We start from the raw sequence: 26,349 nt of genomic DNA on the forward strand, positions 1-26,349 counted from the left end.
GACCCCGTTTTAGGGCGCCAACCCGGAGCTCGGACGAGAATTGAAGTTGGGGTCAGATGAAAGCTTTCATCTGACCCCTTTTTCACAACTCCTGAATCTCCAGTCCCAGATCCTTCACCATCTCCCGGTTCTCGGAGCTGGTCACCACTGCGGTACTGGCCTTCTCCGGGACCAACCAGGTGCCGGCCACCCGCTTCAGGTCATCCAGGGTGACGGCCAGAACGCGCTCGCGGAACCGGGCACGTTGCTCCGGTGATCGGCCGAACAGCTTGTTGTGGAAAGCATGCCGCGCAGCCCCGGCCGGTGACCGGGGCCGATCGAGCTGGCCGATGACGCCGAGGATGGACTCCTCCAGCTCCTGGTATTGGTGGTCAGTTTCCTGCAGCCAGTCCAGGGCCTTGTCGAAGTCTTCCAGGGTCTCACCCAGCCGTGGATCCCGGTAGGAGAAGAACCGGAACACGCCATTGACGCTGTCCTGCCCGGCGCCACCGCCATAGGCACCACCCTTTTCCCGGATGGCCCGGTGCAGATACCCGTTACGCAGGAACCCGCCAAGTACGGTCAGTGCCGCCGCATCGGGATGGTCCACGGGCACCGTCTGGTAAGCCTTGGCGCAGAAGTTGACCTGGGTGGAGGTCAGCCAGGCTTCCCGGGTGGTGTAGTCGACCGGGTCCATGCGCCAGGTTTCCTCGCTGCCACCGGGCTCGCCTTGCCAGCAGGATTTGAGGTCATCCACCATGGCCGGCAGCTGCTCGTCTTCGCCGATCACCAGGAACTGACGCTGCTGGTTCCGGATCTTCCCGTGCAGAGCCGCCAGCCGGCCGCAGAAAGCCTCAAGCTCGGCTGGATCGTTCAGAGCTTCATCCAGTTGTTTGGTACCGCGGATTCCCGCCAGGCCACCAAGACGATAGGCCAGCCAGGCACCCGCACTCAGTCCCTGGGATGCGGCACCCATGGCCAGGGCGTGACCACTGCCGGTCACTGCCTGAACCCGACGGGCCCGGATCTGGGCAATAATCTCCCGGATACGGTCCTTTTCGTCAAAGCGCGCGCCATTGTAGACGTCGTGCAGCAATCTGGTGAGCTTGCCGCGGTTCCGCGCCAGGGCCTTGCCACTGAAAATCAGGTAGCCCGAGACATCCTGCACGTCGTCGATCTTGCCCTTGGCGCTGAAGGCCGCACTGATACCACCGGATTCCGCGGAGATCCGGTCCTGCATCTGCAGGTAATCCAGATCGCCACAGCCGACTTCCGAGATCAACGTGGTGTAGTAAGGCAGGAACAGGAGATCCTCTTCGGTCAGCGTCGGCACCGGCAGCACTACCTGTTCATACACCAGGCCGTTGGTGCCGCGGGCGTAGACCGTCGCGGAAATATCGCCGTCATAGCGGCTCTCCGGCTCGGGCATCTGCAAGGGCACATCGGACAGGTCTACCTTGGGCAGGATGGAGTCGTCATCCTTACGCATCTGGCGCTCTTCAAGGGCGCTGGCACGATCGACAATCTGCTGCGCCTCTTCCTCCGTCAAGGTGGCCTTGCGACGGGCCAGGGCTTCACGGATCGCCTGCTGGCGCCGGGACTCCAGCTTCTCGTCCGGGCGCAGGGTCAGGGTGACCCGGTGCGGGTTTTCCAACAGTTTGCGGCGAATGAGGCCCGGCACATACGCCGGATCCTTGATCTTCTCCCGCAGGGTTGCCAGTACCGGCTCAAGGTCAAGCAGTTCCACCGGGTCGCCGCCATGAACCATGGGCGCGATGGCACTCATGATCAGTTGCAGCCCATAGGGGAACTGGTCTCCGGCGATTTCCCGCTGGTGCAGTTCCAGCTGGTGCAGGATGGCCTCCAGCCGTTCCTCGCTGACCCCCTCTTCAATCACTTTCTGCAGGGTGTTCTCGATCAGCGTCTCGAGTTCCTTGTGCTTGCCCGGCTCGCTGCCCTCGATGCCACAAACGAAGGTCATCTCCCGGTTGGAATCCTCCAGGCCACACATGGGCGACGGCGCATGGCCGAGCTCGGTGGTTTCCAGTGCCCGCATCAGCGGGGAGGCACTGTTCTCCAGCAATACGGCGGACAACAGCTGGCCTTCCATGTTTTCCAGCAGGTCAAAACTGTGGCCGAGCAACCACCCCGTCACGATATGGGTCTTGTTCTCGGTGCCCTCACCCTCGTTCACGGCATAGCCCTGCTCCACCCGGACCGGGCTGAACATCCGCTTCTCATCGCGGACCGGCAGTTCGATGTCGAGTTTGTCGAACCGCTTGAGCGCCAGCTCCTCGAACCGCTCATGATGCTCATGGGCCGGAATATTGCCGTAGGTGGCGAAAATCGCGTTGCTCGGGTGGTAGTGGTGGCGATAGAAGTCCACCAGGTCGTTGTAGCTCAGGTCGACGATGTGATCCGGCTCACCGCCACTGTTGTAGTGGTAGGTGGTGGTCGGGAACAAGTGGCTGCTGAGGTTCTGCCACAGCTGGGATGTCGGCGCGCTCATGGCCCCCTTCATCTCGTTGTACACCACACCGCGATAGACCAGATCGGTGTTGGGGTCGTCCGGCTTGTCGAATTCCAGACGATGACCTTCCTGGGCAAAATCCAGGGGGTCCAGCTTGGAGAAGAACACCGAATCCAGGTAAACCGAGAGCAGGTTGTCGAAATCCTTCCGGTTCATGCTGGCAAACGGATAAGCCGTCCAGTCACTGCTGGTAAACGCGTTCATGAAGGTGTTGAGGGACCGGCGGATCATCATGAAAAACGGATCCCGGACCGGATACTTCTCACTGCCACACAGGGCCGTGTGCTCCAGGATATGGGCCACGCCCGTGGAGTCCATCGGGAAAGTGCGCAGGGCAACGAAGAACACGTTCTCGTCGTTGTCTGCCGCCAGGTGCAGGTGGCGGGCACCGGTCTTCTTGTGACGATACTCCTCGACTTCCAGGTTAAGGGTATCAATCCGGTGACTGCGTAGCTTCTCAAAGGCCGGATGGGTTGCGTTCTCGATCACAGCAGCCATTCAATCTATCCTGTCTTTAAACAAATGGAGACTTGTAGGGTAACACGTAGTATCGATTATCATGCACAGTCCCGTAGCGATAAGGTAGCCCTGCAAGCCATGACCAAGCCTGCTGAAGAAACCACAACCCTCGAGGCCCCCGAAGTCGCCGCCTACTGGGCGGAGCGGCGCCGCTACCTCGAGCGTATCCGTAAGGTGCCGGAGATCCGCAACAGGTTCTGGAAGGAAGTCGGCATCTACCTTCTGCGTCGCCTGCTGTGGTCCTTCGGCTTCTTTCCGATCATGATTGCCTTCTGGGTTCCATTCGTACTGTCGAGTTTCAACCCTGTGGCCATGGCCGCCGACCTGATTCCCCTGCTGCAGGATTTCGTCAACTCCAATCCGGAAGTACAGGCCACCACTATCAGCACCATTCTGATCGCCTGGGCTTCAATCGGTTTCTTTTTCCTGGTCTTTGACTTTGTCCTGACCCCGTTCCGTTCTCCCTATGAATACGAAGCCGATGTCTACATGAGATCATGGGAACAGCTGAACCATGACAAGCTTCCGGACAAAGTGTGATTTGGCCGGCATTCTCGATAACTTCAGACACTTTCTGTTACATAACATTGCAGTCAGTAGTTAAGATCAGGAGGTAATCCGGATTCGGTAAGACAGGATCAAGAGGTTCCTCCATGGTCGATTTCAGACCACTGCTGTTCATAAATGCCCTGGCGCTGATGCTCCTGGTGACCGCCGGTTTTGCCTCGGTTGGTAATGACCACAGCTTGCTGGAACTGCAACCCTCGTCCACGCCTTCCGAAACCATGGACCCGATGGTTACCGGCGCCCCCGAACCCGCCAAGCCCCGGAAAACAAAGGAGGTGCCAGCGCCGGCACCCCAGAAACCGGCTCCTGCAGCAATGACTGTGGCCAAGCCCTTCAGCATTCCGCCCATGCCCGACGACACTCAAACGACAGCAATGGCGGAACCCGCAGCCAAACCGGACCCCGAACCCGAGCCGACTACTGGCCTGATGGTACTGCGCTCCAACGTCATCGGGGATCAGGTCACCATCAACGGCAAACAGTATGGCGCTACCCGTCTCGATCTGGAGCTCCAGCCGGGCAAATACGACGTCACCATCAGCAAGCCCGGCTATCAATCCTGGCAACAGACGGTTGCCCTCGAAGCCGGGCAAGAAATGACCCTGGTTGGCAAACTGGAGGCGTACACAACCGTCAATTACCGCAATGGAACCTGGATCGGCGGGGTGCAGACCGGTGACGGCACCTACCAGGACAAAGACGGGCTGCGCTACGAAGGCCATTTCATCGACGGCCAGTTCCATGGCAAGGGCACCGCATGGTACCCGGACGGGAGCCACTACGAGGGCGACTGGGTCAAGGGGCAACGCCAGGGCGAAGGCGTCTGGCGCGATGCGGCCGGTGCCGAATACACCGGCCAGTTCGCGGCCGACAAATTCCACGGCAAAGGTACGCTGACCCGTGAAAACGGGGACATTCTCACCGGCCGGTGGGCGGAGGGGCTGCTTAATGGCCACGGCTCCCTGACCACCGCCGACGGCATGCTGTATGTCGGCGGTTTCCGTGATAATGAATTCCACGGTACCGGCGCCCTGACCTATCCGGACGGCCGCGCCTACGAGGGCGAGTTTTCCAACGGCGAATTCCACGGCTCGGGCGCCGAGATCTTTGCCGACGGCAAGAAATACGAAGGGCAATACATGGAAGGCACGTTTCATGGCAAGGGTCTGCTGCGCAATCCCAACGGTAGTTCGATCGAGGCCACCTTCCGCCACGGCGAACCCTATGGACAGGTTCGTCTGACCACCGCGGCCGGTGAGGTATTCACTGCCCGCACCACGGAACCCGGAGTGTGTTATCGGGAGAAGAGCTATCGGGCCACCCAGTGCCCGCAACTGGAAGGCTGGTAAATCCCGGCCCGATCACCCACACACTCGCAGTAACAGGTTGAGGTAGTGACCATGTCGATCAAGAACGCTCTGCTGGTAGATGACTCCAAGGTGGCCCGGTTTGCCCTGAGCAAACTGCTGGAAGGCCGGGATATGCAGGTCAACATGGCGGGCTCTGCGGAGGAAGCCCTGGACTTCCTGAACAGCCATGAGCGCCCGGACGTGATTTTCATGGACCACCTGATGCCCGGCATGAACGGCGTGGAAGCCACCCGCGCCATCAAGGGCAACCCGGACACCGCGGACATCCCGATCATCATGTGCACCTCGAGGAAATCCCCTTCCTTTACCGAGGAAGCGAAAAACTTCGGGGTCTACAACATCCTGACCAAGCCGCCCCAGACCGAAGGCCTTGGCGAGGTTCTCGACCAGCTGGCCAGCGACGTCAGCAGCGGCAATCTGCCCGAGCCAACGTTCACGGAAATCCCGCAGGAGGCGGATCACGAGGCTCTGAGCGTTCCCGAAGACGCGTCGGTGCAACTCGCTCCGAAATCCGAGCCGGAGCCGGAACCGCAGACCAATGGCCACGCCTCACCCAACGTGGTGCCGCTTACCAGTGAACTGATCGAACAGATCGCCCGCTCAGCGGTGAAGACCCACATCAACAACCGCCTCCACGAACTGCTGAGCGACCTGTTCGATGAACAGTTTGATCATCTGAGACGCGCCCTGGATGAGACCCGGAGCAAACAGGAAGCTGCCATCGAGGAGCGGCTGGGTGAACTGTCGGAACTGATTGAACAACGCACCCGACACCTGCGGGATGACGTCGCTGCGGAGGTCAATCTGAACCTCGCCCGCGAGCTGGCCGACCTGAAACGGGACCTCAAGCGTCAGTCCGGCTTCACCAGTGCGCATATGGACGAGCTCAAGGATCACATCACCAGCGTGCAGACCATCGACACCGAGTTCTGGCAAACGCTGCAATCGGAGGCGATCCAGCAGGCCCATGAAATCTCACGGGAAACCTCGGAAGACATCGCCCAGCGCACCATTGACCTGTTCGTTGCCCAGCAACGCGCCGCCAGCTCCCGGGTCTACACCCTGGGCCTGGCGGTCAGCCTCAGCATCTTCAGCGTCGGGATTGCCTGGCTGTCCGGGCTGTTTGGCTGAGTAGGCTGCGGATACGCCGCCAGTCCGAAGGCGTGTCGACATCGTCATGAATGCCCCCAACGGGCACCAGGGTAGCACCAACTTCCGTGAGCAGCCTGCCGGCACCCTGGTCCCCTTCCAGGGCCACCACCTCCGGCCATAGCCAGCGAGGCAGATAAGCCGGTACACCGGCCCTGCCACCGTAATCCGCCGCCATCGGCTGGTTCGGTACCTGCCACGCCGCCTGACTCATTGCCTGCAAGGCCTCTGGATCCAGCAACGGCTGATCTGCCACCAGTACAAATACTCCTTTCACCTTCGGCCCCAGGCTCTCGATACCTGTTGCCAGTGATGCCGACAATCCCTGCGCCCAATGCTCGCACGACAACCAAACAGAAGGCTGAAGATGGCAACGGAAACGGATCAGGGGGTACCAGGCCCCGGTAACCACGCGCACATCCCGGCCAAGCCGCCGGGCCTGGCGTAACGCCTGGTCCAGAAGAGTACCGCCATCCGGCAGTTTAAGCAGGGCCTTGGGACGCCCCAGGCGGGTAGATGCACCGGCCGCCAGCACAATGACGGCAAAACCGGATTCGTCCGGATGAAAACTGAACCTTCTGATAAGCACCCCGATAGCAATATCCAATGGCGGGAAAGCACCGGCACACTGCCGGAACTGCTGATTTTTGCTAGAATTCGCCCATCACTCAATCATACCCTCCGGACTTCCGATGAATCACCTGTTTGTCGATAACCTGACTGTCATCGATTTCGCTTACCTGGACGCCACACGTGGACTGGTGGGCGAGAGCTGGATTGCCGACGTGGTGCTCGGCGGAGAACTGGACGAACAGGGCATGGTGTTCGACTTCAGCAACGTCAAACGCACCATCAAGCGCGTAATCGATGAGCGCGTCGACCACCGACTGGTGATCCCCCGCGGTTACCAGGGACTGGTCTGGGACGAAGACCAGCCTGACACCTTTACCTGGAAGCTGACAGATGGCAGCCAGATTGTCCACCGCTCCCCGGATGAGGCAGTCGTCTGGCTCTCCGCCGAGCACGTGGTGCCCTCCGCAGTGGCCCGCCTGCTGGAGCATGAACTGATGGAGGTGTTACCGGCCAACGTCACCTCCGTAACCATCAACCTGCGTGAGGAAGTGATCGAGGGCGCGTACTACCATTACGTGCACGGCCTGAAAAAACACCTGGGCAACTGCCAACGCATCGCCCACGGCCACCGCTCCCCGATCCGCATCGACCGCAACGGCCACCGGGACTACGACCTGGAACGCCGCTGGGCCACTCTATGGCGTGACATCTACGTGGGTTCCGAAGAGGACGTGGTTCGCCGCCACGTCGGCCCGGATGGTGTTTGCTACGTCACCTTCGAATACGAAGCCAACCAGGGAGAATTCGCCCTCACCCTGCCCGAGGAACGGGTGTATATGCTCGATACCGACACCACCGTCGAACTGATTGCCGCGCACATGGCGGACAAGCTGAAGGTGGAGTTTCCGACCGATGCGATTCGGGTGAAGGCGTATGAGGGCGTGGGCAAAGGGGCCATTGCCGAGCGTTGAGCCGGTAACTCGGGGGCATGGCGCCAAGACGGGGTCAGAAGAAAGCGTTCTTCAGACCCCCATGGGCCACACCAGAGCTGGAGACAGACTCAGGGGTCAGATGAAAAAAAGAGGGCCGGCGAATTCGCCGGCCCTCTTTTTTTCATCTGACCCCATTTTCACAGGCACAAAAAAACCGCCCGAAGGCGGTTTCTCTGCTGGCTTCCCGGTGGACTAAACCGTCAAGCCAAATTGGCGTCCCCTAGGGGGTTCGAACCCCTGTTGCCGCCGTGAAAGGGCGGAGTCCTAGGCCACTAGACGAAGGGGACTAGAAATTGGTGGAGCCAGGCGGGATCGAACCGCCGACCTCAACACTGCCAGTGTTGCGCTCTCCCAGCTGAGCTATGGCCCCTCAACGGCTGCGTATATTAAGGATCCACCCGGGGGGCGTCAACACTTAAAAACACTTTTTTTTCAGTTTTCTGAACGTCCCTGTCCAGATCGATTACTTCTTCACCAAACCGGTTATTACGCACCCAGCGCGGCGTATTCCTTCTCCACTTTCTTGGTTTCTTTCTTGGAGAAACCACCCAGAACCTCCAAGGCGTGACGCAACCGCGAACGGGTCATGTCAGGTCCCAGCAGGGCCATGGAATCCATCACCGACCAGGAATTCGGCGTGCCGGCAATCGCCACGAACACCGGGAACATGAAATCTCCCATCTTCAGCTCCATGGCCTTGGCCAGCCCCTTGATGTCGGCGAAGATGTTTTCCTTGCTCCAGTGCCGCTCGGCTTCCAGCTTCCAGAGAGTGAACTGCAGAACCCGCTTGATCTGGGCCTCGTCCAGCTTGTTATGGGCAAAGTCTTCCGGGGTCAGGTTCAGCATGCCGGAGAACATGAACTGGGCCATGGGCACCGCGTCAGAGAACACCTCGGCCCTGCCCTTCACGTGCGGCACCAGGGCCTTCAGGGCGTCCTCGTTGAACCACCACTGGCGCATGCGCTCCATGAACTGCTCATCGTCGAGCTCCTCGCGCAGCCACTGGCCGTTCAGCCAGCGCAGCTTCTCCACATCAAATACCGGACCACCGAGGGAAACCCGCTGGATGTCGAAGTTCTCGATCATTTCATCGAGGGTAAACTTTTCCCGCTCATCAGGCATGGACCAGCCCATACGGCCCAGGTAGTTGGTCACCGCTTCCGGCAAAAAGCCCATGCGCTCGTAGAAATTGATGCTGGTGGGATTCTTGCGCTTTGACAGCTTGCTCTTGTCCGGGTTGCGCAGCAGCGGCAGGTGGCACAGTACCGGCATGTCCCAGCCGAAATACTGATACAGCAGCTTGTGCTTGGGCGCGGAGTTGATCCATTCCTCGCCGCGGAGAACATGGGTGATCCCCATCAGATAGTCATCCACCACATTCGCCAGGTGGTAGGTCGGCATGCCATCGGACTTGAGCAGGATCTGGCAATCCACCTGGCTCCAGTCGATCTCGATGGTGCCGCGCAGCATGTCGTCGATTTCACAGATCCCCTCATCCGGCACTTTCATGCGAATGACGTACTTCTCCCCGGCATCGAGGCGGCGTTTCACCTCCTCTTGCGGCAGCTCCAGGTCGCCCTTGATGCCCGGATTCATACCCTTGGCCTTGCGCTCCTCCCGGATCGCTTCCAGCTCTTCCGGAGTACGGAAACAATAGAAGGCGTGACCGGCCGTTACCAGGTCCTCGGCATACTGGGCATACATGTGCTTGCGCTCGGACTGGCGGTAGGGGCCGTGGGGGCCACCCACATCGGGGCCTTCGTCCCAGTTCAGCCCCAGCCAGCGAAGCGCCTGCAGGATATCGCGCTCGGATTCCGCCGTGCTGCGCGCCTGGTCGGTGTCTTCGATGCGCAGGATGAACTGCCCGCCATGCTGCCGGGCGAGACACAGATTGAACAGGGCCACGTAGGCGGTACCAACGTGAGGATCTCCGGTAGGGGATGGAGCAATTCGGGTACGTACAGTCATAAACCTTCCTGAAATGTCGGTGGCCATTTGATAAAGCCGGCATTATACCGGCCCGCCACCGATTTCGCATGACCATCCCACTTGGCGATTCCGACAAATTTGTTATATTATAACGTTTCATTCAACGCAGCTTCAGGAATCCCGAAACATGTCGATCTTGTCCCGTGTGGGTCGATCCCTTGCGCCTGTACTCTTTGGCGCCACCGTATTCACAGCCGCGCCCGCAAACGCCGAAGTAAACGTGGTCACCTCGATCAAGCCGCTGGAACTGCTGGTGCGGTCTATTGCAACCGAGGATGTCCAGGTCACAACCCTCGTACCGCCGGGATCAAGCCCCCACAACTACACCATTCGCCCGTCGCAGCGACGCGCCCTGGAGAATGCGGATCTGGTGTTCTGGGTCGGTCCGGACATGGAATCCTTCCTGATCCGACTGCTGTCCGCGGACGAGTTCCGGGAGCGCACCATCGCACTCTCAGGAGAAGAAGTTGACGGGGATGAACATGAAGAAGAACAGGGTCAAGATCACGGCCATGAGCACGACCATGGCGAGGGCGAGGACCCGCACCTGTGGGTAGATCCGGCACTGGCTCTCGACATGACCCGGGATATCGCAAAAGCACTCGTCGCCCATGAAGACGCCGATCAGGCGGCAATCAACCGGAACCTCGCCCGGTTTGAGGCGGCACTGACCGATCGCGAAGCCTCGATTCGCGAGCAGCTGGCACCGGCTCGGGAAATCGACATTTTTGCCTATCATAATGCCCTCACCCGGTTCGCGGAGCATTATGAACTGGAACTGGCGGGCGTGCTTACACTCAATCCCGAGCTCTCCCCCGGGGCGCGGCACGTCGCCGAGGTACAGAACAAACTGCGTGAAGCGACACATCCATGCCTTCTGACTGAACCGCAGTTCAACCGTCAATGGTGGCGCTCCATCACCGAAGGCCTGGATGTGACGTTCAGCACCTGGGATCCGCTGGCCATGGACATCGACGCCACCGAAACCGGCTACCTCGACTTTCAACAATCCATCGCCGATGCCATCCTCCAGTGCCTACCAGAGGATGCTCAGCATTAACGGAATGGAGGCCATGGCCAGTAGGGTCTGGCCACTGATGATGCCCGCCATCAGGGGGGCATCCCCACCCAGCTGTCGGGCCAGGATGTAAGCGGAGGTGGCGGTGGGTAACGTTGCCAGCAACACCGCCACCTGCACCATCAGACCGTCCATACCCAGCATCCAGGCCAGGCCCGCTGCCATTAGCGGAAAGGCCAGCAGCTTCAGCACCGATGACACCAGGAACGGCATTGACGCCCCACGCAAGGCGGTCAGCTGCAGCCCGGCCCCCACGGTCATCAGCCCCATGGGCAAGGCCAGGTTACTCAGAGGCTGAAGAATTCCTGCCAGCAGCGGATGAAAACCGATCTGGAAATAGCTCCACACCACCCCGATCACCGAGCCGACAATCAGCGGGTTGGTAACGATTGCCTTCAGCACCTGACCGAACCGCACCTTGTCCTGATCCGCCACCAGGGTAAACATCAGAATACACAGCAGGTTCAGCGACGGCACCATGACCGCCACGGCGATCGCCGTCAGGGACAGCCCGTCATCGCCCAGCAACATGCCGCCTGCTGCAAGGCCCACGTAGGAGTTGAACCGGATCGCGCCCTGATACACGGACGAAAACACCGGCCCACTCCAGCGCCAGATCAGTTGCACCAAGACCAGTACCAGCGTCATGACCAGCAGCATGGAGCAAATCAGCAGGGCGATGTCGCCATAGGCCGATGGAGGCAATCGCGCCTGGCCGAGCTTGAACACCAGCATCGCCGGGAACAGCACGTAATAGGTGAAACGCTCCGCCTGGGGCCAGAAGTCGCCACCGGGAAAGTCCCAACGCCGGAACAGGTGCCCGAGCATGATCAGCACGAACACCGGCACCAGGGCCTGCACCATCACTGGCATATCAACAACTCCAATCCGTGTATTCGGTCATCAGTCCTCGATCACCACGAAGCTCTCTTCGGAGCTGGCCGTTCCCAGCCGCCCCAGCGGTGACAGCTCCAGACCCTGCTCCCGGGCCACGGCTTCGAACGCCGCACGGCTCTCCTCGGCCACGCAGACCATCAGGCCGCCGCTGGTCTGGGGATCACAGAACAGCAGTTTGTCGGCTTCTGTCATGCCGGCGATGGCTTTGCCAAAAGCGGCTGCGTTGCGGTGAGTACCACCGGGAATACAGTCTGCGTCAATATAGGGCTGGAGGTTAGGCAACACCGGAATGGCACCGCGGTTCACGGTTGCCCGCAGCCCGCTGCCCCGACAGATCTCCAGCAGATGCCCGGCCAGGCCGAAGCCGGTCACATCGGTCATGGCATGGACTCCGTCCACTTCTGCAAAGGCCTCACCGACTTTATTCAACGTCGCCATGTTCTTCACCGCAACCGCAAGATCCTCCGCACTGACCTTGCCCTTCTTGGAAGCGCTGGTGAGAATCCCCACCCCCAGTGGCTTGGTCAGATACAGCAAGTCCCCGGCTTTGGCGGTGTCATTGCGGACGATACGGTCTACGGCCACCTGTCCCGTCACCGCCAGACCAAAGATCGGCTCGGGAGAATCGATGCTGTGGCCACCGGCCAGGGCAATCCCCGCCTCGGCACACACCGCCCGGCCGCCATCAATCACCTGGGCGGCAATCTCCGGGACCAGCTCATTCACCGGCCAGCCCAGAATGGCAATGGCCATGACCGGTTTGCCGCCCATGGCATAGACATCGCTGATAGCATTGGCGGCAGCAATCCGCCCGAAATCGAACGGATCATCCACCACCGGCATGAAGAAATCGGTGGTACTGATCACCCCGAGACCATTGCCCACGTCCGCCACGGCGGCATCATCACGGCTGCTGTTACCTACCAGCAGGCGCGGGTCCCTGAACTCGGGCGCGTCGGTATGAAGGATGCGATCCAGTACATCGGGAGCAATCTTGCAGCCACAGCCCGCGCCGTGGCTGAATTCGGTCAGTCGGATAGCCAAAGTACGTTTCCTATTTTTTTGCATGTAAATGAACGGCTTCAGGAAATACGCGCAAGTCTACCCGTCGGCCCGGTTTGCATCCATATCTCCACCATCCAGATCAATCCCATACCTTTCAGCGGACGCATCCCCGTGCAAGAATTCTCGTTCAAGCCCAACCAGCAGGAACTGCAATGAGCCAGGACAACTCCCACGGCCCCGCCACAGGCATCATTCACAACCGCCATCACCGGGACCGCTTCGGCAGCCCCTACTCGCCGGTCTACAACACCACCACCTACCAGTTCGAGAACACAGACGCGCTACTGGACGTGATCGAGCGCCGCGCGCCAGGCCATCTGTATACCCGCTGGGGCACGAACCCGAGTATCGAGGAGCTGGAACAGGGGCTGGCCCGGCTTGAGAACGCAGAGGCCGCGCTGGCGTTTGCCTCGGGCATGGCCGCCATTTCAGCGACACTGCTGGCCCATGGTCGCAAGGGCATTGTGTGCGTGGGTGATCTTTACGGAGGCACCCAGGAGCTGCTGGTCAATCACTGCCAGGCACTGGGCATTCCGGTGCATTTCCTGTTCAAGGAGGAGGTGGGCCAACTGGCAAACGCCCTGGATGAACCGGGCAAGCTGGTCTATTTCGAGACACCCGCCAACCCCAACCTGGCCATTCTGGACATTGCCGCCATCGCCAGGATCGCCCATCAGCGTGGCGCACTGGTGGCGGTGGACAACACCTTTGCCAGTCCCATCAACCAGCAACCACTGGAACTGGGCGCCGACCTGGTGTTGCACAGCGCCACCAAGTACCTGGGCGGCCACAGCGACCTGACCGCAGGCGCACTCATGACTACCGCGGAACTGGCGGCAGCGGTTGTGCCCTGGCGAAAGAACCTGGGGCAACTGCTTGCCCCGGAAACCGCCGCCCTGCTCTCCCGGAGCCTGCGCACCCTGCCGGTGCGTATCCGCCAGCATAACGAGAACGCCATGGTGGTGGCACAGGCCATGGCACAACATCCGAAGGTGCGCCGTGTGCTCTACCCCGGCTTGCCCGAATTTGCCGATCACGAACTGGCCGCCAGTCAGATGAAAGGATTTGGCGGCATGGTCACGATCGAGGTGGACGGTGACCGGGCGACATCCACCGCGGTGGCAGACAACCTGCGCCTCTTTTTGCTGGCCACCAGCCTCGGCGGCGTGGAGAGCCTCGTCAGCCAACCCTGCGCCACCAGCCACCACGGACTCAGCCAGGAGGAACGGCTCAAGCGGGGCGTTACCGACGGCATGCTGCGGCTGTCCATCGGACTGGAAGACAGCGAGGACCTGATCGCGGATCTCAACCAGGCCCTCGACAAAGCCTTCGGCTAAAACCTCAGCGACTGACCAGAAAATCCGCCAGCCGGCGGGTCAGGAATCCGGGCAGCAGCTTGTTGGTGAACCACAGGCTGCGCGCCCGCTTGCCGGGAATGATCAGGAACCGGCGCTGATCGATACCCCGTCGAATCTGCTCAACGGCAAATTCCACCGGCAAAGTGCCGGCCATCAGCTTCAGCGACTCGGTCTGTTTGGGCCGGCTCTTGCGCTCCTCCACCACCAGCGGCGTCTCCACCTCTGGCGGACAGACCACAGACACATCAATGCCCCTGGGCGCCAACTCGATACGCAACACCTCCGCCAGGCCAACCACACCGTATTTGGAGGCACAGTAGGCCGAATACCCGTAACACCCGACCAGCCCGGCCATGGAAGCCACAAACACCAGTTGGGAGCCCGCCTTCAGATGCGGCAGCACACCCGCCGCCACATGGCGGGAGCCAAGCAGGTTGATGTTGATCAGCCGGGTGTAGGCACCATCGTCGATCTCGTCAAAAGGCGCTGCGATGCAGATGCCGGCACAGTGGATAACCACATCCGGCTCCTGCTCTGCCGCAGCCTCGGCGAACACTTCCCGGACCGTGGCGGCATCACTGACGTCCAAGACAAAGGCGCGTACCGGGCCTCCGCCGGGGATGGCCGAAAGCTCGGCAACCGCATTTTCCGTGGACTGGATATCAAACAGGGTGATCGCGCAGCCAGAGCGCACATACTCCCGTGCAAGCTGGAGGCCGATGCCGCTGGCGCCGCCGGTGATGTAGATCTGTCTGGGAGAGTGGGATGACTCGGCTTTGCGGGAGTGGCTCATGCAGGGAACGATCTCCGTTCTGGTTATTGTTCCCTTTAGCTTAACCAGCCATCCCTCAAGAACCTATGCCTTCATTGACGGAACGTGAAGTGGCCGAACAGCCAATCAGCATTCAAAGACCGAGCCACTCGGCCAGCTGAAGGTTGGTTTTCAACCGCAAACGCTGCTGCAGCATGCCCTCAAATACGCCGTCCAAGGTACGACTTTCACCCAGTAACGGCAGCGCCGCTTCCGCCTCCGAGTAAAACTGCCGCTCGCGTTCCGATCCGACAATGGCATGCTCCCACCACTCGATCACCCGCGGCCGGGCCTGTTTCAGCAGCGAATCTGCCGGAAGCCTTTCGGACTTCGCAGCATTGGCGCTGTGGGAAGCAGGCAACAGATTCCACAGATCGTTATTGTTCCAGCGGGACCAGGGAAAGCAGTGGTCAATATCATAGCGACTCCGGGAAAGGTCTCTGGCAGTCCACACACACTCCACTGAACCGTTAGACAACTGCTGTTCCACCAGCTTGCGCACCACCGAGGTATCACGCCGCCCTTCTACCCACTGCAGCGCCTTGTGGTAAGTCTCCGACGAGTAGCGAGCCTCCCAGCTGCCCATCAGGTTGATCCACTCATTCACAATGGCCGGCTCTACCCAGCAGGCATAACGGCTGAAGGTATCCCAGAGCATGGCCGGTACACGGAAGCGTCCGAACCGGGCCAGGGTTTCCTTATCCAGCCGAACCGGCTCATTGCGAATGGTCAGTCGGCTTGCGCCACCCTCGAAAATCTGGCGATTGGTTCCCGGCCAGGTGGTGAAATGCGCCGGATTCTTGAGAATGTTTGAAGCCGCGAGCCTGATAGCCCGCATAACCACCGGAGCAACCTCCGCCGACAGCGACAATCCCACACGAAAATCCAGAGGCGACAGCTTGCCGAGTTCGTAGAAGTCATCCCCCGCAAAGCCAAGCCCACGGGAACCGGGAGACTGCCGTAGATGGTGTTTCAGCACCAACGGGTGATACAGCATGATCCAGAACAGACCCACTGCCCCCAGCGGCAGTTCCACCCAGTCATCCGACCGGTTCAGCACCAGCCCCGGCGCACTGTCTGCCATACGCACCAACGTTCGCAGCAACCCGAGCTTGTAGGTGGAGAATTTGTTGTCATTGATAATGATATGCCGCAACGTGGGCAGCGCCCCGGTGCCATCATCCGGCAAGCGGTACACGGCGGTTTCCCACCAGACATCTGCGCGCTTGAGTTGATCGGCACGGGCTGTATCGGGCAAAGGCACCGGCATAACCGCACGCTGGCGGGCGAAGCTGTCCAGCTCCGCCTTGCTGACTTCATAAAACTGCCGCTCACCATCCCCCTGCCCGTGGCGCAAGGTGATCACCAACATGCCGGAGGGAGCCAACAGCTCCGTCAGAATGCGGAACGCGCGCTCCCGGGAGCCGGGCGGAAGGTGCATCCAGACGGCAGACACCAGCACCAGATCAAACCGGTAACTGAGTTTGCGGATTTCACTCAGGTCCGGCAGGGAATCATCCACCCACTGGATACTGCGGTGGGCCGTTGCTGCTTCGCCCAGGCGGCGCAGTTCAGCCGCCGGCTCCACTGCTACAACATCCCAGCCACGCTCCGCCAGTGCCAGAGCATCTCGGCCACTGCCCGCGCCCACATCCAGAGCCAGACCGCTTTTCTTGTCCAAGTAGGGAAGCCAGTCGCTGTGGACCTGTTCGAAGGTCAGGGACTGGTATTGGGTGAAGAATTCCTGGGCGTTTTTGTTGTAGGGGGCGTACGTCATGCTACTGCCAACTTTGCAGCCTGTTGCCACATAAAGTTTGGCATAGGCGTACGGAGTTTCCATGTAATGCTCATTGGCCGAGAACCAGTATGAGACACGTAGTCGACCTCGCCGTAGTTAACATATCCCGCGGTCCGACCATACTGATCTTTTACTTGCTCCCTCACAAATAAGAAGATCCGCTTCTTCAAGACACCATGATAGATGTAATCCTTGCCTCGTCCACTCTCAGGATGAGAAGGATTCTGCGATTGCCAATGAAATAGCTCTTCATTGATTGCGTAATCGTGGTACATCGTTGTTGGTGAAAACTGCTTTTCATTTTTATCTAAAGTAACGAATAGCAGTATGTAGTTCCGATCCGGAATTACAAACACCCCCTCCTGGGATGCGGACTGGGCACTAAAAGTGGCCGCGCCAAAGCCTACCAGGATCTGCTCTCTGGAATAACGCGCATGAAGACGCAAAGGCACTTGCTGCAAATCCGGCATGACTGGTTGCTCATGCTTGGTTTGCGCCAATTTCCAATCGAGCACATCAGACAGCTCTTGCTTTAGCCCCAGATTGTTGACTTCGGCCAAGCTTTGGGAAAGTGACTCAAACCCCAACGCAGGTCCAGCTTTTTGCCATAAATCGTAATGACACATCAGTGCCCAACGACTTTCTGCCTGGTCCCAAACAAAGCCCACATGGCACAACTTTTTAAGGAAAAGCAGGTATTGATGATCGTCACAAATCAAAATCCGATTGAAGATCGCCTTTTTCGCCAGTTTGAACGGCGACTCATCAACAATGTCCTCATCCTTGGCTTTACTGACCAGCTCTGACCAACTGCCCCGCTTATACAACTCATTGAGATCAATGTGTGGATGCTGAATTAAAAAGTTCTTCAGTGTCAGCGGCTGCGTTGAATGCTGAGGAAACTGGCGAACCAGTGACACCAGACGCTTCATCGTCAAAGTGGCCTGTCGAATGTTACTGAGCACCATCTCCTGGGTTTTCTTGGTCAGCTCAATCCGACAACCCAACGGCGCATGAGGGAAGCCTTGTTTCAGTTCGTCGGTGATCGAACGTTCAGATTTACCCACCAATGCCCTGAATTTATTCGCAAAATCATACTCGGGCCTCGAGTTACCAACAAAATCCAGGACTGTGCAGCAGTCTTTACTATCTGCCAAACGCAGACCGCGGCCAAGTTGCTGCAAGAAAATGGTCAAACTCTCCGTTGGGCGCAGAAACAGCAAGGTGTCAACTTCCGGAATGTCGATGCCTTCGTTGAAGATATCGACGACACACAACACGTTGATCTGCCCTGAACGAATGGCTTGTTGTTTTTGCTGTCGTTCATGGCTGTTGTCACTGGTTAGCACATCAGCCCTGATGCCCTGAAATAGTAGCTGCTGGACCATAAAGTTCGCGTGATCGCGGCTTACACAGAATGCCAACGCCTTCATGGCTTCTATATCGGTGACGATTTCCTGCAGACTGCGCAGAATTTTCCTCACACGGTCATGATTGTGCGTGTAAAGGTTTGTCAGCTGAACGGGATCGTAACGACCACGATTCCAGGGAATGGTGCGAAGGTCGGTGTCATCATCAATCCCGAAGTATTGGAATGGGCAAAGGTGGCGACGGTTGATTGCTTCTGGCAAGCTAAGCTCTGCCGCAATTACGCCGCCAAAGTCACTCAAAATATCGCCACCATCATGCCGCTCTGGCGTGGCCGTTAGCCCCAATAGAATTAAAGGCGAGAAGTGCTCAAGTACCGCTCGGTAACTTGATGCGGCGATGTGGTGCACCTCGTCGATAACGATGTAGTCGTAGTAGTCCGGTGTCAGTTTCAGCTGATCCAGCTGGTTGTTTAATGTCTGGATGGATACAAATAATTGGCGGAAATGATCAGGGAGCTCCCCTCCTACCCATAGCTCACCAAAAGCGCCATTTCTCAATACTCCACGGTAAGCTTCGCGAGCCTGTCGCAAGATTTCTTCCCGGTGGGCAACAAATAAAAAATTTGCGTCAGGCTTTGCCTTCAAGAATCGGTGGAAGTCAAAGGCAGAGATTAATGTCTTACCGGTACCTGTGGCAGCCACCACAAGGTTTCGATAACGCTGGTGTACGTCCCGCTCCACAGAAAGCTGTTCCAGAATGTCCTTCTGGTGGGGAAACGGCGTAATATCAAAAAAATGCAATGCACCAGCATCGTCCTGTCCTCTTTGCTGCTTCAGCGCACGCTTGAGTTTTTCAGCACTTTCAGCCTGACCGTCAAACCGCTCAAATTCGTCTGATGCCCAATAGGTTTCAAAGGTACTGAGGGACTTATTGATAATATGCGGAATTTCCTGAGACGTAATCTTCAGGTTCCATTCAAGCCCGTTGGTCAAAGCCGAGCGGGAGAGGTTTGATGATCCGATGTAGCCGGTGTGATAACCCGAATTTCTGAGGAACAGATAGCTTTTGGCGTGCAGCCTCTCGCGCTCAGTGTTGTAACTCAGCCTCACTTCGGTATTCGGCAAGCTGGCCAAATACTCAACTGCCCTCGCATCTGTTGCGCCCATGTAGGATGTGGTGATGATTTTCAGCTCGCGACCACTGGCGGTAAAGGCTTCCAGTTCCTTCCTGAAAATACGAATCCCGGCCCATTTGATAAATGAAACCAGCCAGTAAATCTTGTCCGCTGACAGAATCTCGCGTTTCAATTCGGACTCGAGTGACAGGCCCGCATTACTTCCCGAGAACAGCTCACTCTGGGTGAGCCCCGTGAGAGGGAAAATGTCTTCTACATATCGTTTTAGGTCAGCTGCAACAGGGTTCTCCAGCTCGTACAGAGCGGTCAGAATTTTTCCCTGGCTATCAAGAAGGTTCTCTTCCAGAAACCCGTCGTCCTGAATCTGACCCTTGAGCCACATCAGCAGTTGATTTGAAAGCTCAATTTGCTCTTGCAGTCGGTTTTCGCCCGTGGGAACTGACTCAATAGCAAACTCAAGAATATTAGACAGGAATCGAGACAACCACACCGACGCTTCCGCGCTGCTGAGCTGACGCTCGCCAACGTAGAACTTTTCCCGATCAAGGCGGCTCTCGATCAGCTTCGTAATTAGCTGCTCGTAAATGCCGGTTTGCTGCATCACATAGGTCCTTTTTGATGCAACTCACCACAGACCTCATCCATGGCAACCTCAAAGGTGGACTCCACAAACGCTTCGGCGTTGTTGTCGTAATAGCCTAGCGTATCGGGCATGGGACAGTTTCCTTACTACTAATTCGTGCCGCATTGTTGTAAGCCAGGTTACCAGCAGGTCCTGAGATGGCCAAGTTGCATGATCTCGGGAATCGGTTAGCCTTGAAATCTCATTCAACCGCATTAGTGAACCATGACCGAAAACAACAACTCCCCCTTCAAATTCCGCTTCCGAGTCCGCTACGGCGAGTGCGACGCCCAGGGCGTCGTCTTCAACGCCCGCTACGCCGACTTCGTGGACATTTCCGTTAACGAATACATCCGGGCCGTGTTCGGTGATTACCAGCGCCTGCTGGATCAGGATCTTGACGTCCAGGTGGTGAGTCTCACGGTGAACTGGAAAGCGCCTGCGCGGTTTGATGATGTGCTGGAAGCGAGGATTCATACCGGGCGGATCGGCAACACATCGTTCACCCTGCACCTGGAGTTCTATCGCTACGGGGATGGCCAGTTCATCGCCGATGCGGACATCACCGATGTGATGATCCGGTCATCCAGCATGTCCAAGGTGGTTATTCCGGATCATATCCGGGCGCAGCTTGAGGAAGGAGCTCCGGGAGTGCTGATCAGCCATGCCGGAGAGCAAGAGCCCGAATTAACCAGACGGGACACTGACAAGGATCGAACATGAAAGACTTTCTCGGCATACAGCTTCCCATCATCCAGGCGCCCATGGCCGGCGTTCAGGATCACAGACTGGCTGCCGCCGTCTCGAATGCCGGAGGCCTGGGCTCCCTGCCCTGCGCCATGCTTAGCCCGGAGGCGCTTCGAACCGAGCTTCAGGCTCTCAAAGCGGCCACCGAAAAGCCCTTCAACCTGAACTTCTTCGCCCACACGCCGCCAACACCGGATGCGGACAGCGAGCGGAGGTGGCGTCAGGCGCTGGCGCCCTATTATCGGGAATTCGGCATTGATCCTGATCCCATACCTTCAGGGCCGGGCCGGATGCCATTCAATGAAGACGCTGCCGCTCTGGTGGAGGAATTCCACCCGGCGGTGGTGAGTTTCCATTTCGGACTGCCGGAGCCTGCCCTGGTTGAACGGGTGCGGAAGGCTGGCGCCAGGATCCTGTCGACCGCGACCACGGTGGAGGAGGCCCTCTGGCTGGAGCAGCACGGTGCCGACGCCATCATCGCCCAGGGTCTTGAGGCCGGTGGCCACCGCGGAATTTTCCTGACCAGGGACATGACCACGCAGATGGGCACCTTTGCCCTGCTGCCGCAGATCGTCACCGCGGTGAAGGTACCGGTGATTGCTGCCGGCGGCATTGCCGATGCCCATGGTGTGAAAGCCGCGCTGGATCTTGGCGCAATCGCGGCCCAGGTGGGAACCGCGTTTTTGCTCTGCCCGGAGGCGACCACCAAACCGGTCCACCGGGAAGCACTGAAAAGCCCCCAGGCCCGGCATACCGCCATCACCAACCTGTTCTCCGGCGGCCCTGCCCGGGGCATTGTGAACCGTGTGATGCAGGAGCTGGGCCCGGTATCCCCTGAGGCACCGGAGTTCCCCCTCGCCACCGGCGCCATTGCGCCACTTCGGGCTGCGGCTGAGGCGACCGGTTCCGGTGACTTTTCACCCTTGTGGTGTGGGCAGAACGCCTCAGGCTGCCGGGAAGCATCGGCGGCCGAGATTCTGGAACGGCTGGTTCCCTGAACATTTGCAAACAACAATATCCAGGGTTGGCCAACTGGCAATGAGACTTCGCCAAAGCCTTACGGCAATCACCCTGCCAACCCTGTTAAACTACGGCGCTCAGATTTTCGTACTGACAACTGTTTTTCCGTAGATAGGTTACTGCAATGTCCGCAAACTCCACATTGGATGCCGCTCGCCACAACTCCGGCCCGTCCCGCCGCTTCTGCGTGGCCCCAATGATGGACTGGACCACGCCGCATTTCCGCTACCTTGCCAGGATCCTGAGCCGGCGTGCCCTGCTGTATACAGAGATGGTGACCACCGGTGCCCTGATCCACGGCGACACCGAGCGATTCCTGCGCCATGATCCCTCCGAATATCCCCTGGCCCTGCAGCTTGGCGGCAGTGATCCGGGCGAGCTGGCTCACTGTGCGAAGCTGGCTGAGCAGTTCGGTTTCGACGAGGTGAACCTGAATGTTGGCTGCCCGAGTGACCGGGTCCAGAACAACATGATCGGTGCCTGCCTGATGGGCCATCCGGACAAGGTGGCCGAGGCGGTGGCGGCGATGATCGCCGCAACGAATTTGCCGGTGACGGTCAAGCACCGGATCGGCATCAATGGTCGGGAGTCCTGGGACGCGTTGTGCGAGTTCGTCGACAAGGTGGCCGCTGCCGGTTGCCGCACTTTCATCGTGCATGCCCGCATTGCGATTCTCGAAGGCCTCAGCCCCAAGGAGAACCGCGACATCCCGCCGCTGAAGTACGACTGGGTCTACCAGCTGAAGGAGCGGTACCCGCATCTGGAGATCATCATCAACGGCGGTATCAAGACCTTCGAGGAATGCCACGAGCATCTGCGCCACACCGATGGCGTGATGCTGGGCCGCGAGGCCTACCACAACCCGTGGTTACTGGCCGCTGTGGACACGGAGTTCTTTGGTGAGCCGGCACCGGTGGCAAATCGCCATGAAGCTCTGCGGGCCATGTTCCCGTTCATCCAGCAGGAACTGGACCGGGGCGTGTATCTCACCCACATTTCCCGGCACATCATGGGCCTGTTCCATGGCATGCCCGGCGGCCGCCAGTTCCGGCGCCATATCAGCGAGAATGCCCACAAGCCCGGCAGCGGTCTGGAAGTCATCCGGGCGGCCCTGGCCAAGGTCCGGGTGCCTGAGCCGGTGACTGTTGCCGAAAGCTAACCTTTTGTTGTCTTGTTCCTGTCAGAACAGCCCGTTATTGTAGGGAAAACACCGGCATCCCGGAGATGGATGCCTGAAACAACGTACAACCGGGACGACAGGACGAATGACCAGCAAGCTTGACCAACTGAAAACCATGACCACCGTGGTAGCCGACACGGGCGATATCGAAGCCATCGCCAAGTGGCGCCCGGAAGATGCCACCACCAACCCGTCGCTGCTGCTGAAGGCAGCCGCCTCCGAGGCCTATCGTCCGATGCTGGACAAGGCCGTGGCGGAAGCCCGGCGCCACGGTGGTTCCGATGCGGAACAGCTTACCGTAGCCACCGACATGCTGGCGGTACTGGCCGGCCGGGAAATCCTGAACCTGATCCCGGGTCTGGTATCCACCGAAGTGGACGCTCGCTTGTCCTTCGATACCGCCGGCACCCTGGAGCGGGCTCGCCGCCTGGTGGAGTTCTATGACCGCCAGGGCGTGGATACCAGCCGGGTGCTGATCAAGATTGCCTCCACCTGGGAAGGCATCCGCGCCGCCGAGCAGCTGGAGAAGGAAGGCATCCGCTGCAACCTGACTCTGCTGTTCTCTTTCATCCAGGCCGCGGCCTGTGCCCAGGCGGGCGCACACCTGGTTTCACCGTTCGTCGGTCGTATCCTGGACTGGCACCTGGCCAACAGCGGGCGGGACAGCTACCCGGCCCGCGAAGATCCGGGCGTACTCTCCGTCAGCAGGATCTACAATTACTACAAGGCCAACGGCTTCGACACCGTGGTGATGGGCGCCAGCTTCCGCAACACCGGCGAGATCGAGATGCTGGCCGGTTGCGACAAGCTGACCATCAGCCCTGCCCTGCTGCAGGAACTGCAGGACGATGCCGGCGCCCTCGACCGGCAGCTGCGCCCGGACAACGCCAACACCAGCGACCGGTTCGGTTCCATTGATGAAAAACTGTTCCGCTGGGAGTCCAACGAGGATGCCATGGCCACCGAGAAGCTGGCTGATGGCATCCGCCGGTTCACCGCCGATCAGATTGAGCTGGAGAACCGGGTGCGCCAACTGGCCCGTGCGGCCTGAGTGATTCAACAACCGAAGTAACCGATCATGATTGAGCGCCTGAAGAAACTGTTTGCCGTTCCCGAATCCGAGCCGGTCAAACCGGACGCCCATCAGCTCGCGGTCGCCGCCACGGCCCTGATGGTGCAACTGTCCCGGGTGGACAACGACGAGGACGAGCGGGAACTGAAAACCATCGTGGACTGTGCCGTGAAGGCCCACCAGGTGACCCGTGAGGAAGCCGAAGAGATCCTGCAGGATGCCCTCGCCCACGCCGAAGATGCCACGTCACTGTACGAGTTTACCGGCCAGATCAACGATCATCTGGACCAGGACCAGAAACAGACCCTGCTGGAGAGCATCTGGCACGTGGCCCTGGCCGACGGGCGCATCGACAAATATGAAGAACACCTTATTCGCCGCATGGCAGACCTGCTGCATCTTAACCACAGGGAATACATGCAGGCGCGGCACCGGGCCGAGGGGACCGGTTAATACAAGGAGATACCATGCTAGCCATTCTTCATCCCAATACCACGCTGGACAGTGACGCCTACCGGCAGACCATGCACTACCTGGAAAACCTGCCCAACGTGTCCCTGCGTGTGCACGAGGTGCAGGGTGCCAGCCAGCGGTTGACCGAGATCTACCTGCTGGGGGATACCAAGTCCCTGGACAAGGAAGAAATCGAAGCCTTGCCGGCTGTGGAGCGAGCCATCCGCATTTCCGAGGACTACCGGATTCTGGGCCGGCATCGGGATGACCAGCGTCAGAGCGGCTTCACCTACAACGGTGTGGAGTTCAACCAGCAGAACCTGAACATATTTGCGGGCCTGTGTGCCGTGGATGTGCCAGAGCACGTCGAAATGATGATGCAGGCACTGGAGGAGCATGGCGAAGTCTGTACCCGCATGGGTGCCTACAAGCCGCGAACCAACCCCTACTCGTTCCAGGGCCACGGCAAGGGCTGTCTGCCATGGGTGTTCGAGAAGGCCGGCAAGCACGGCATCAAGGTGATCGCCATGGAGATCACCCACGAGAGCCACATCGAGGAAATCGACACCTGCCTGGAGAAGCTGGGGCGCCCGACCGGCGTCATGCTGCAGGTGGGCACCCGGAACACCCAGAACTTCGAGCTGCTGAAGGCCATCGGTCGTCAGAGTACCTACCCCGTGCTACTCAAGCGTGGTTTCGGCATTACCCTGAACGAGTCCCTGAACGCCGCGGAATACCTGGCCAGTGAAGGCAACTCCAATGTCATTTTCTGCCTGCGCGGCATGAAAACGGAAGCCGGCAACCCGCACCGCAACATGGTGGATTTTGCCCATGTGCCTGCGGTCAAGCGTCTGACCCGGATGCCGGTGTGCGTGGATCCTTCCCATTCGGTGGGCAGTCGGGACGCCTCACCGGACGGTATTCTCGACCTGGAACATGCCACCGCCCAGGGCGTGATCGCCGGCGCCAACATGGTACTGGTGGACTTCCACCCGAAGCCGGAAAAAGCCCTGGTGGATGGCCCCCAAGCCTTGCTCATGCACGAACTGCCGGCCTATCTTGAAGATATCCGCCTGTGCCATGAAACCTGGAAAAAGCGCCAGGCCATTTACCAACGAATGAAGGATTCAGCAGCAGAATGATCGTCTACGGGCACCGGGGCGCCAAGGGAGAGGCTCCGGAGAACACCCTCCCCGGATTCATTCACGCCTATCGCCACGGCATACGGCATTTTGAGCTGGATGTTGTTCTGTCCAGGGACGGCATCCCGGTGCTCGTCCATGACCTGACCGTGGACCGTACCACCGGCGCCAAGGGCGGTGTGTGCAATTATACGGCTGCCGAACTGGCGAATATGGATGCACGCCGGAATACCACTTCCTGGCCCAGGAAGGTGGGCATTCCAAGCCTGGAGCAGCTGCTGGACCAGTTTGATGATCTGGAGCACCTCCAGCTTGAGGTCAAAAAGGACGCCCGCCAGCGCCTGAACATCCTGTGCAACCGGCTGACCGAAATCATCCAGCACCGGGATCTTTACCAGCGCGCTGCCGTGACCTCCAGCGATCCGTGGTTCCTGCGGGAAATCCGGCGCCGCGACAAGAACATCCGCACCGGACTGGTGGCGGAGCGGAAATTCCCCCGGCCACTCAATATCGCCACCCGGCTGGGCTGCGAGTATTTCTGTGCCAACTGGAAAATCCTGAGCAAGGACATGGTCGATCTGGCCCATCGCCGGGGCATGCACGTGTCAACCTGGACCGTGAACCGCATCCACGACATGCTGCAGCTTGAGGATTTGGGAGTGGACAGCATCATTACCGACTACCCGACCAGTACCCGGATGTTTTTTGATAATCGGGCCCGGGCATTGTTGCAGTTGCCGACGCGGGAAGCTGTGCAGGGGGATTCAGAGATGAAAATGGGGTCAGATGAAGGCTTTCATCTGACCCCGGGGGAAGGCCCGGCCTGAGGGTAAGCACAGGGGTCTGATGAACTTGTTCATCTGACCCCAACTTAGACCGCTGCAAAGGGGTCTGATGAAAACCTTCATCTGACCCCAAGTTGGCGCCTAACT

The 26,349-nt window shown here is 59.1% G+C and carries 21 protein-coding genes and 2 tRNA genes; 13 read left to right on the forward strand and 10 right to left on the reverse strand.

What is annotated here, in order from left to right; translation table 11 throughout:
- Positions 1-82: 82 nt before the first annotated feature.
- The gene (locus tag ACQUTG_RS09260; protein ID WP_428919112.1) at positions 83-3,007 is read right to left on the reverse strand and encodes an insulinase family protein; all 2,925 of its coding nucleotides are present in this window, start codon (positions 3,005-3,007) and stop codon (positions 83-85) included.
- A gap of 99 nt (positions 3,008-3,106) precedes the next feature.
- Between ACQUTG_RS09260 and ACQUTG_RS09265 the strand changes: the two genes are divergently transcribed.
- The 3 genes from ACQUTG_RS09265 to ACQUTG_RS09275 all read left to right on the forward strand — a co-directional run bounded on the left by ACQUTG_RS09265 (position 3,107) and on the right by ACQUTG_RS09275 (position 6,096).
- On the forward strand, positions 3,107-3,568 hold the full coding sequence (locus tag ACQUTG_RS09265) for a hypothetical protein (protein WP_428919113.1): 462 nt from the start codon (positions 3,107-3,109) through the stop codon (positions 3,566-3,568).
- 113 nt (positions 3,569-3,681) lie between these two features.
- A complete protein-coding gene (locus tag ACQUTG_RS09270) occupies positions 3,682-4,944 on the forward strand; it encodes an MORN repeat-containing protein (protein ID WP_428919114.1) in 1,263 nt (420 codons plus the stop codon).
- Between the two features lie 51 nt (positions 4,945-4,995).
- On the forward strand, positions 4,996-6,096 hold the full coding sequence (locus tag ACQUTG_RS09275; RefSeq protein ID WP_428919115.1) for a response regulator: 1,101 nt from the start codon (positions 4,996-4,998) through the stop codon (positions 6,094-6,096).
- Here the strand turns inward: ACQUTG_RS09275 and ACQUTG_RS09280 are convergent.
- A complete protein-coding gene (locus tag ACQUTG_RS09280) occupies positions 6,056-6,703 on the reverse strand; it encodes a nucleotidyltransferase family protein (RefSeq protein ID WP_428919116.1) in 648 nt (215 codons plus the stop codon). The genes ACQUTG_RS09275 and ACQUTG_RS09280 overlap by 41 nt on opposite strands.
- Positions 6,704-6,806: 103 nt before the next feature.
- On the opposite strand from ACQUTG_RS09280, the gene ACQUTG_RS09285 reads away from it, so the two are divergent.
- On the forward strand, positions 6,807-7,658 hold the full coding sequence (locus tag ACQUTG_RS09285) for a 6-pyruvoyl trahydropterin synthase family protein (protein WP_428919117.1): 852 nt from the start codon (positions 6,807-6,809) through the stop codon (positions 7,656-7,658).
- Between the two features lie 232 nt (positions 7,659-7,890).
- Here ACQUTG_RS09285 and ACQUTG_RS09290 read toward each other — a convergent pair.
- The 3 genes from ACQUTG_RS09290 to gltX all read right to left on the reverse strand — a co-directional run bounded on the left by ACQUTG_RS09290 (position 7,891) and on the right by gltX (position 9,647).
- Positions 7,891-7,966: transfer RNA gene (locus tag ACQUTG_RS09290), tRNA-Glu, on the reverse strand.
- 7 nt (positions 7,967-7,973) lie between these two features.
- Positions 7,974-8,049: transfer RNA gene (locus ACQUTG_RS09295), tRNA-Ala, on the reverse strand.
- Positions 8,050-8,165: 116 nt separating this feature from the next.
- Entirely contained in the window at positions 8,166-9,647 is a 1,482-nt protein-coding gene (gene gltX, locus ACQUTG_RS09300; protein WP_428919118.1) for a glutamate--tRNA ligase, read from the reverse strand.
- Between the two features lie 148 nt (positions 9,648-9,795).
- On the opposite strand from gltX, the gene ACQUTG_RS09305 reads away from it, so the two are divergent.
- Positions 9,796-10,728 (forward strand): zinc ABC transporter substrate-binding protein, encoded by a 933-nt coding sequence (locus ACQUTG_RS09305; protein WP_428919119.1) that lies wholly within the window; start codon positions 9,796-9,798, stop codon positions 10,726-10,728.
- Here ACQUTG_RS09305 and ACQUTG_RS09310 read toward each other — a convergent pair.
- Positions 10,705-11,619, reverse strand: coding sequence for an AEC family transporter (locus ACQUTG_RS09310; protein ID WP_428919120.1), 915 nt, complete (start codon positions 11,617-11,619; stop codon positions 10,705-10,707). The two genes, ACQUTG_RS09305 and ACQUTG_RS09310, sit on opposite strands and share 24 nt — an antisense overlap.
- A gap of 30 nt (positions 11,620-11,649) precedes the next feature.
- Entirely contained in the window at positions 11,650-12,687 is a 1,038-nt protein-coding gene (selD, locus tag ACQUTG_RS09315) for a selenide, water dikinase SelD (RefSeq protein WP_428919121.1), read from the reverse strand.
- A gap of 173 nt (positions 12,688-12,860) precedes the next feature.
- On the opposite strand from selD, the gene ACQUTG_RS09320 reads away from it, so the two are divergent.
- A complete protein-coding gene (locus tag ACQUTG_RS09320) occupies positions 12,861-14,045 on the forward strand; it encodes a trans-sulfuration enzyme family protein (RefSeq protein ID WP_428919122.1) in 1,185 nt (394 codons plus the stop codon).
- A gap of 4 nt (positions 14,046-14,049) precedes the next feature.
- On the opposite strand, the gene ACQUTG_RS09325 is transcribed toward ACQUTG_RS09320, so the two are convergent.
- The 3 genes from ACQUTG_RS09325 to ACQUTG_RS09335 all read right to left on the reverse strand — a co-directional run bounded on the left by ACQUTG_RS09325 (position 14,050) and on the right by ACQUTG_RS09335 (position 19,782).
- Positions 14,050-14,859: an SDR family oxidoreductase gene (locus tag ACQUTG_RS09325; RefSeq protein WP_428919123.1), complete on the reverse strand. Its 810-nt coding sequence runs from the start codon at positions 14,857-14,859 to the stop codon at positions 14,050-14,052.
- A gap of 112 nt (positions 14,860-14,971) precedes the next feature.
- A complete protein-coding gene (locus tag ACQUTG_RS09330) occupies positions 14,972-16,654 on the reverse strand; it encodes a methyltransferase domain-containing protein (protein ID WP_428919124.1) in 1,683 nt (560 codons plus the stop codon).
- On the reverse strand, positions 16,651-19,782 hold the full coding sequence (locus ACQUTG_RS09335; RefSeq protein ID WP_428919125.1) for a DUF3427 domain-containing protein: 3,132 nt from the start codon (positions 19,780-19,782) through the stop codon (positions 16,651-16,653). The genes ACQUTG_RS09330 and ACQUTG_RS09335 overlap by 4 nt, the downstream gene beginning before the upstream one ends.
- Before the next feature lie 246 nt (positions 19,783-20,028).
- Between ACQUTG_RS09335 and ACQUTG_RS09340 the strand changes: the two genes are divergently transcribed.
- The 7 genes from ACQUTG_RS09340 to ACQUTG_RS09370 all read left to right on the forward strand — a co-directional run bounded on the left by ACQUTG_RS09340 (position 20,029) and on the right by ACQUTG_RS09370 (position 26,244).
- The gene (locus tag ACQUTG_RS09340) at positions 20,029-20,526 is read left to right on the forward strand and encodes an acyl-CoA thioesterase (protein ID WP_428919126.1); all 498 of its coding nucleotides are present in this window, start codon (positions 20,029-20,031) and stop codon (positions 20,524-20,526) included.
- Positions 20,523-21,548 (forward strand): NAD(P)H-dependent flavin oxidoreductase, encoded by a 1,026-nt coding sequence (locus ACQUTG_RS09345; RefSeq protein WP_428919127.1) that lies wholly within the window; start codon positions 20,523-20,525, stop codon positions 21,546-21,548. Before ACQUTG_RS09340 ends, ACQUTG_RS09345 begins: the two co-directional genes overlap by 4 nt.
- A gap of 146 nt (positions 21,549-21,694) precedes the next feature.
- Positions 21,695-22,729, forward strand: coding sequence for a tRNA dihydrouridine(20/20a) synthase DusA (dusA, locus tag ACQUTG_RS09350; protein WP_428919128.1), 1,035 nt, complete (start codon positions 21,695-21,697; stop codon positions 22,727-22,729).
- Between the two features lie 106 nt (positions 22,730-22,835).
- Positions 22,836-23,801, forward strand: a complete 966-nt coding sequence (gene tal / locus ACQUTG_RS09355) for a transaldolase (RefSeq protein WP_428919129.1) — start codon at positions 22,836-22,838, stop codon at positions 23,799-23,801.
- Positions 23,802-23,828: 27 nt separating this feature from the next.
- A complete protein-coding gene (locus ACQUTG_RS09360) occupies positions 23,829-24,275 on the forward strand; it encodes a TerB family tellurite resistance protein (RefSeq protein WP_428919130.1) in 447 nt (148 codons plus the stop codon).
- Between the two features lie 14 nt (positions 24,276-24,289).
- On the forward strand, positions 24,290-25,417 hold the full coding sequence (locus ACQUTG_RS09365) for a 3-deoxy-7-phosphoheptulonate synthase (RefSeq protein ID WP_428919131.1): 1,128 nt from the start codon (positions 24,290-24,292) through the stop codon (positions 25,415-25,417).
- Positions 25,414-26,244: a glycerophosphodiester phosphodiesterase gene (locus tag ACQUTG_RS09370; RefSeq protein ID WP_428919132.1), complete on the forward strand. Its 831-nt coding sequence runs from the start codon at positions 25,414-25,416 to the stop codon at positions 26,242-26,244. Before ACQUTG_RS09365 ends, ACQUTG_RS09370 begins: the two co-directional genes overlap by 4 nt.
- The last annotated feature ends 105 nt before the right edge of the window (positions 26,245-26,349 follow it).

The sequence above is a fragment of the Marinobacter sp. DUT-1 genome (assembly GCF_050379415.1).
GTDB lineage: Bacteria > Pseudomonadota > Gammaproteobacteria > Pseudomonadales > Oleiphilaceae > Marinobacter.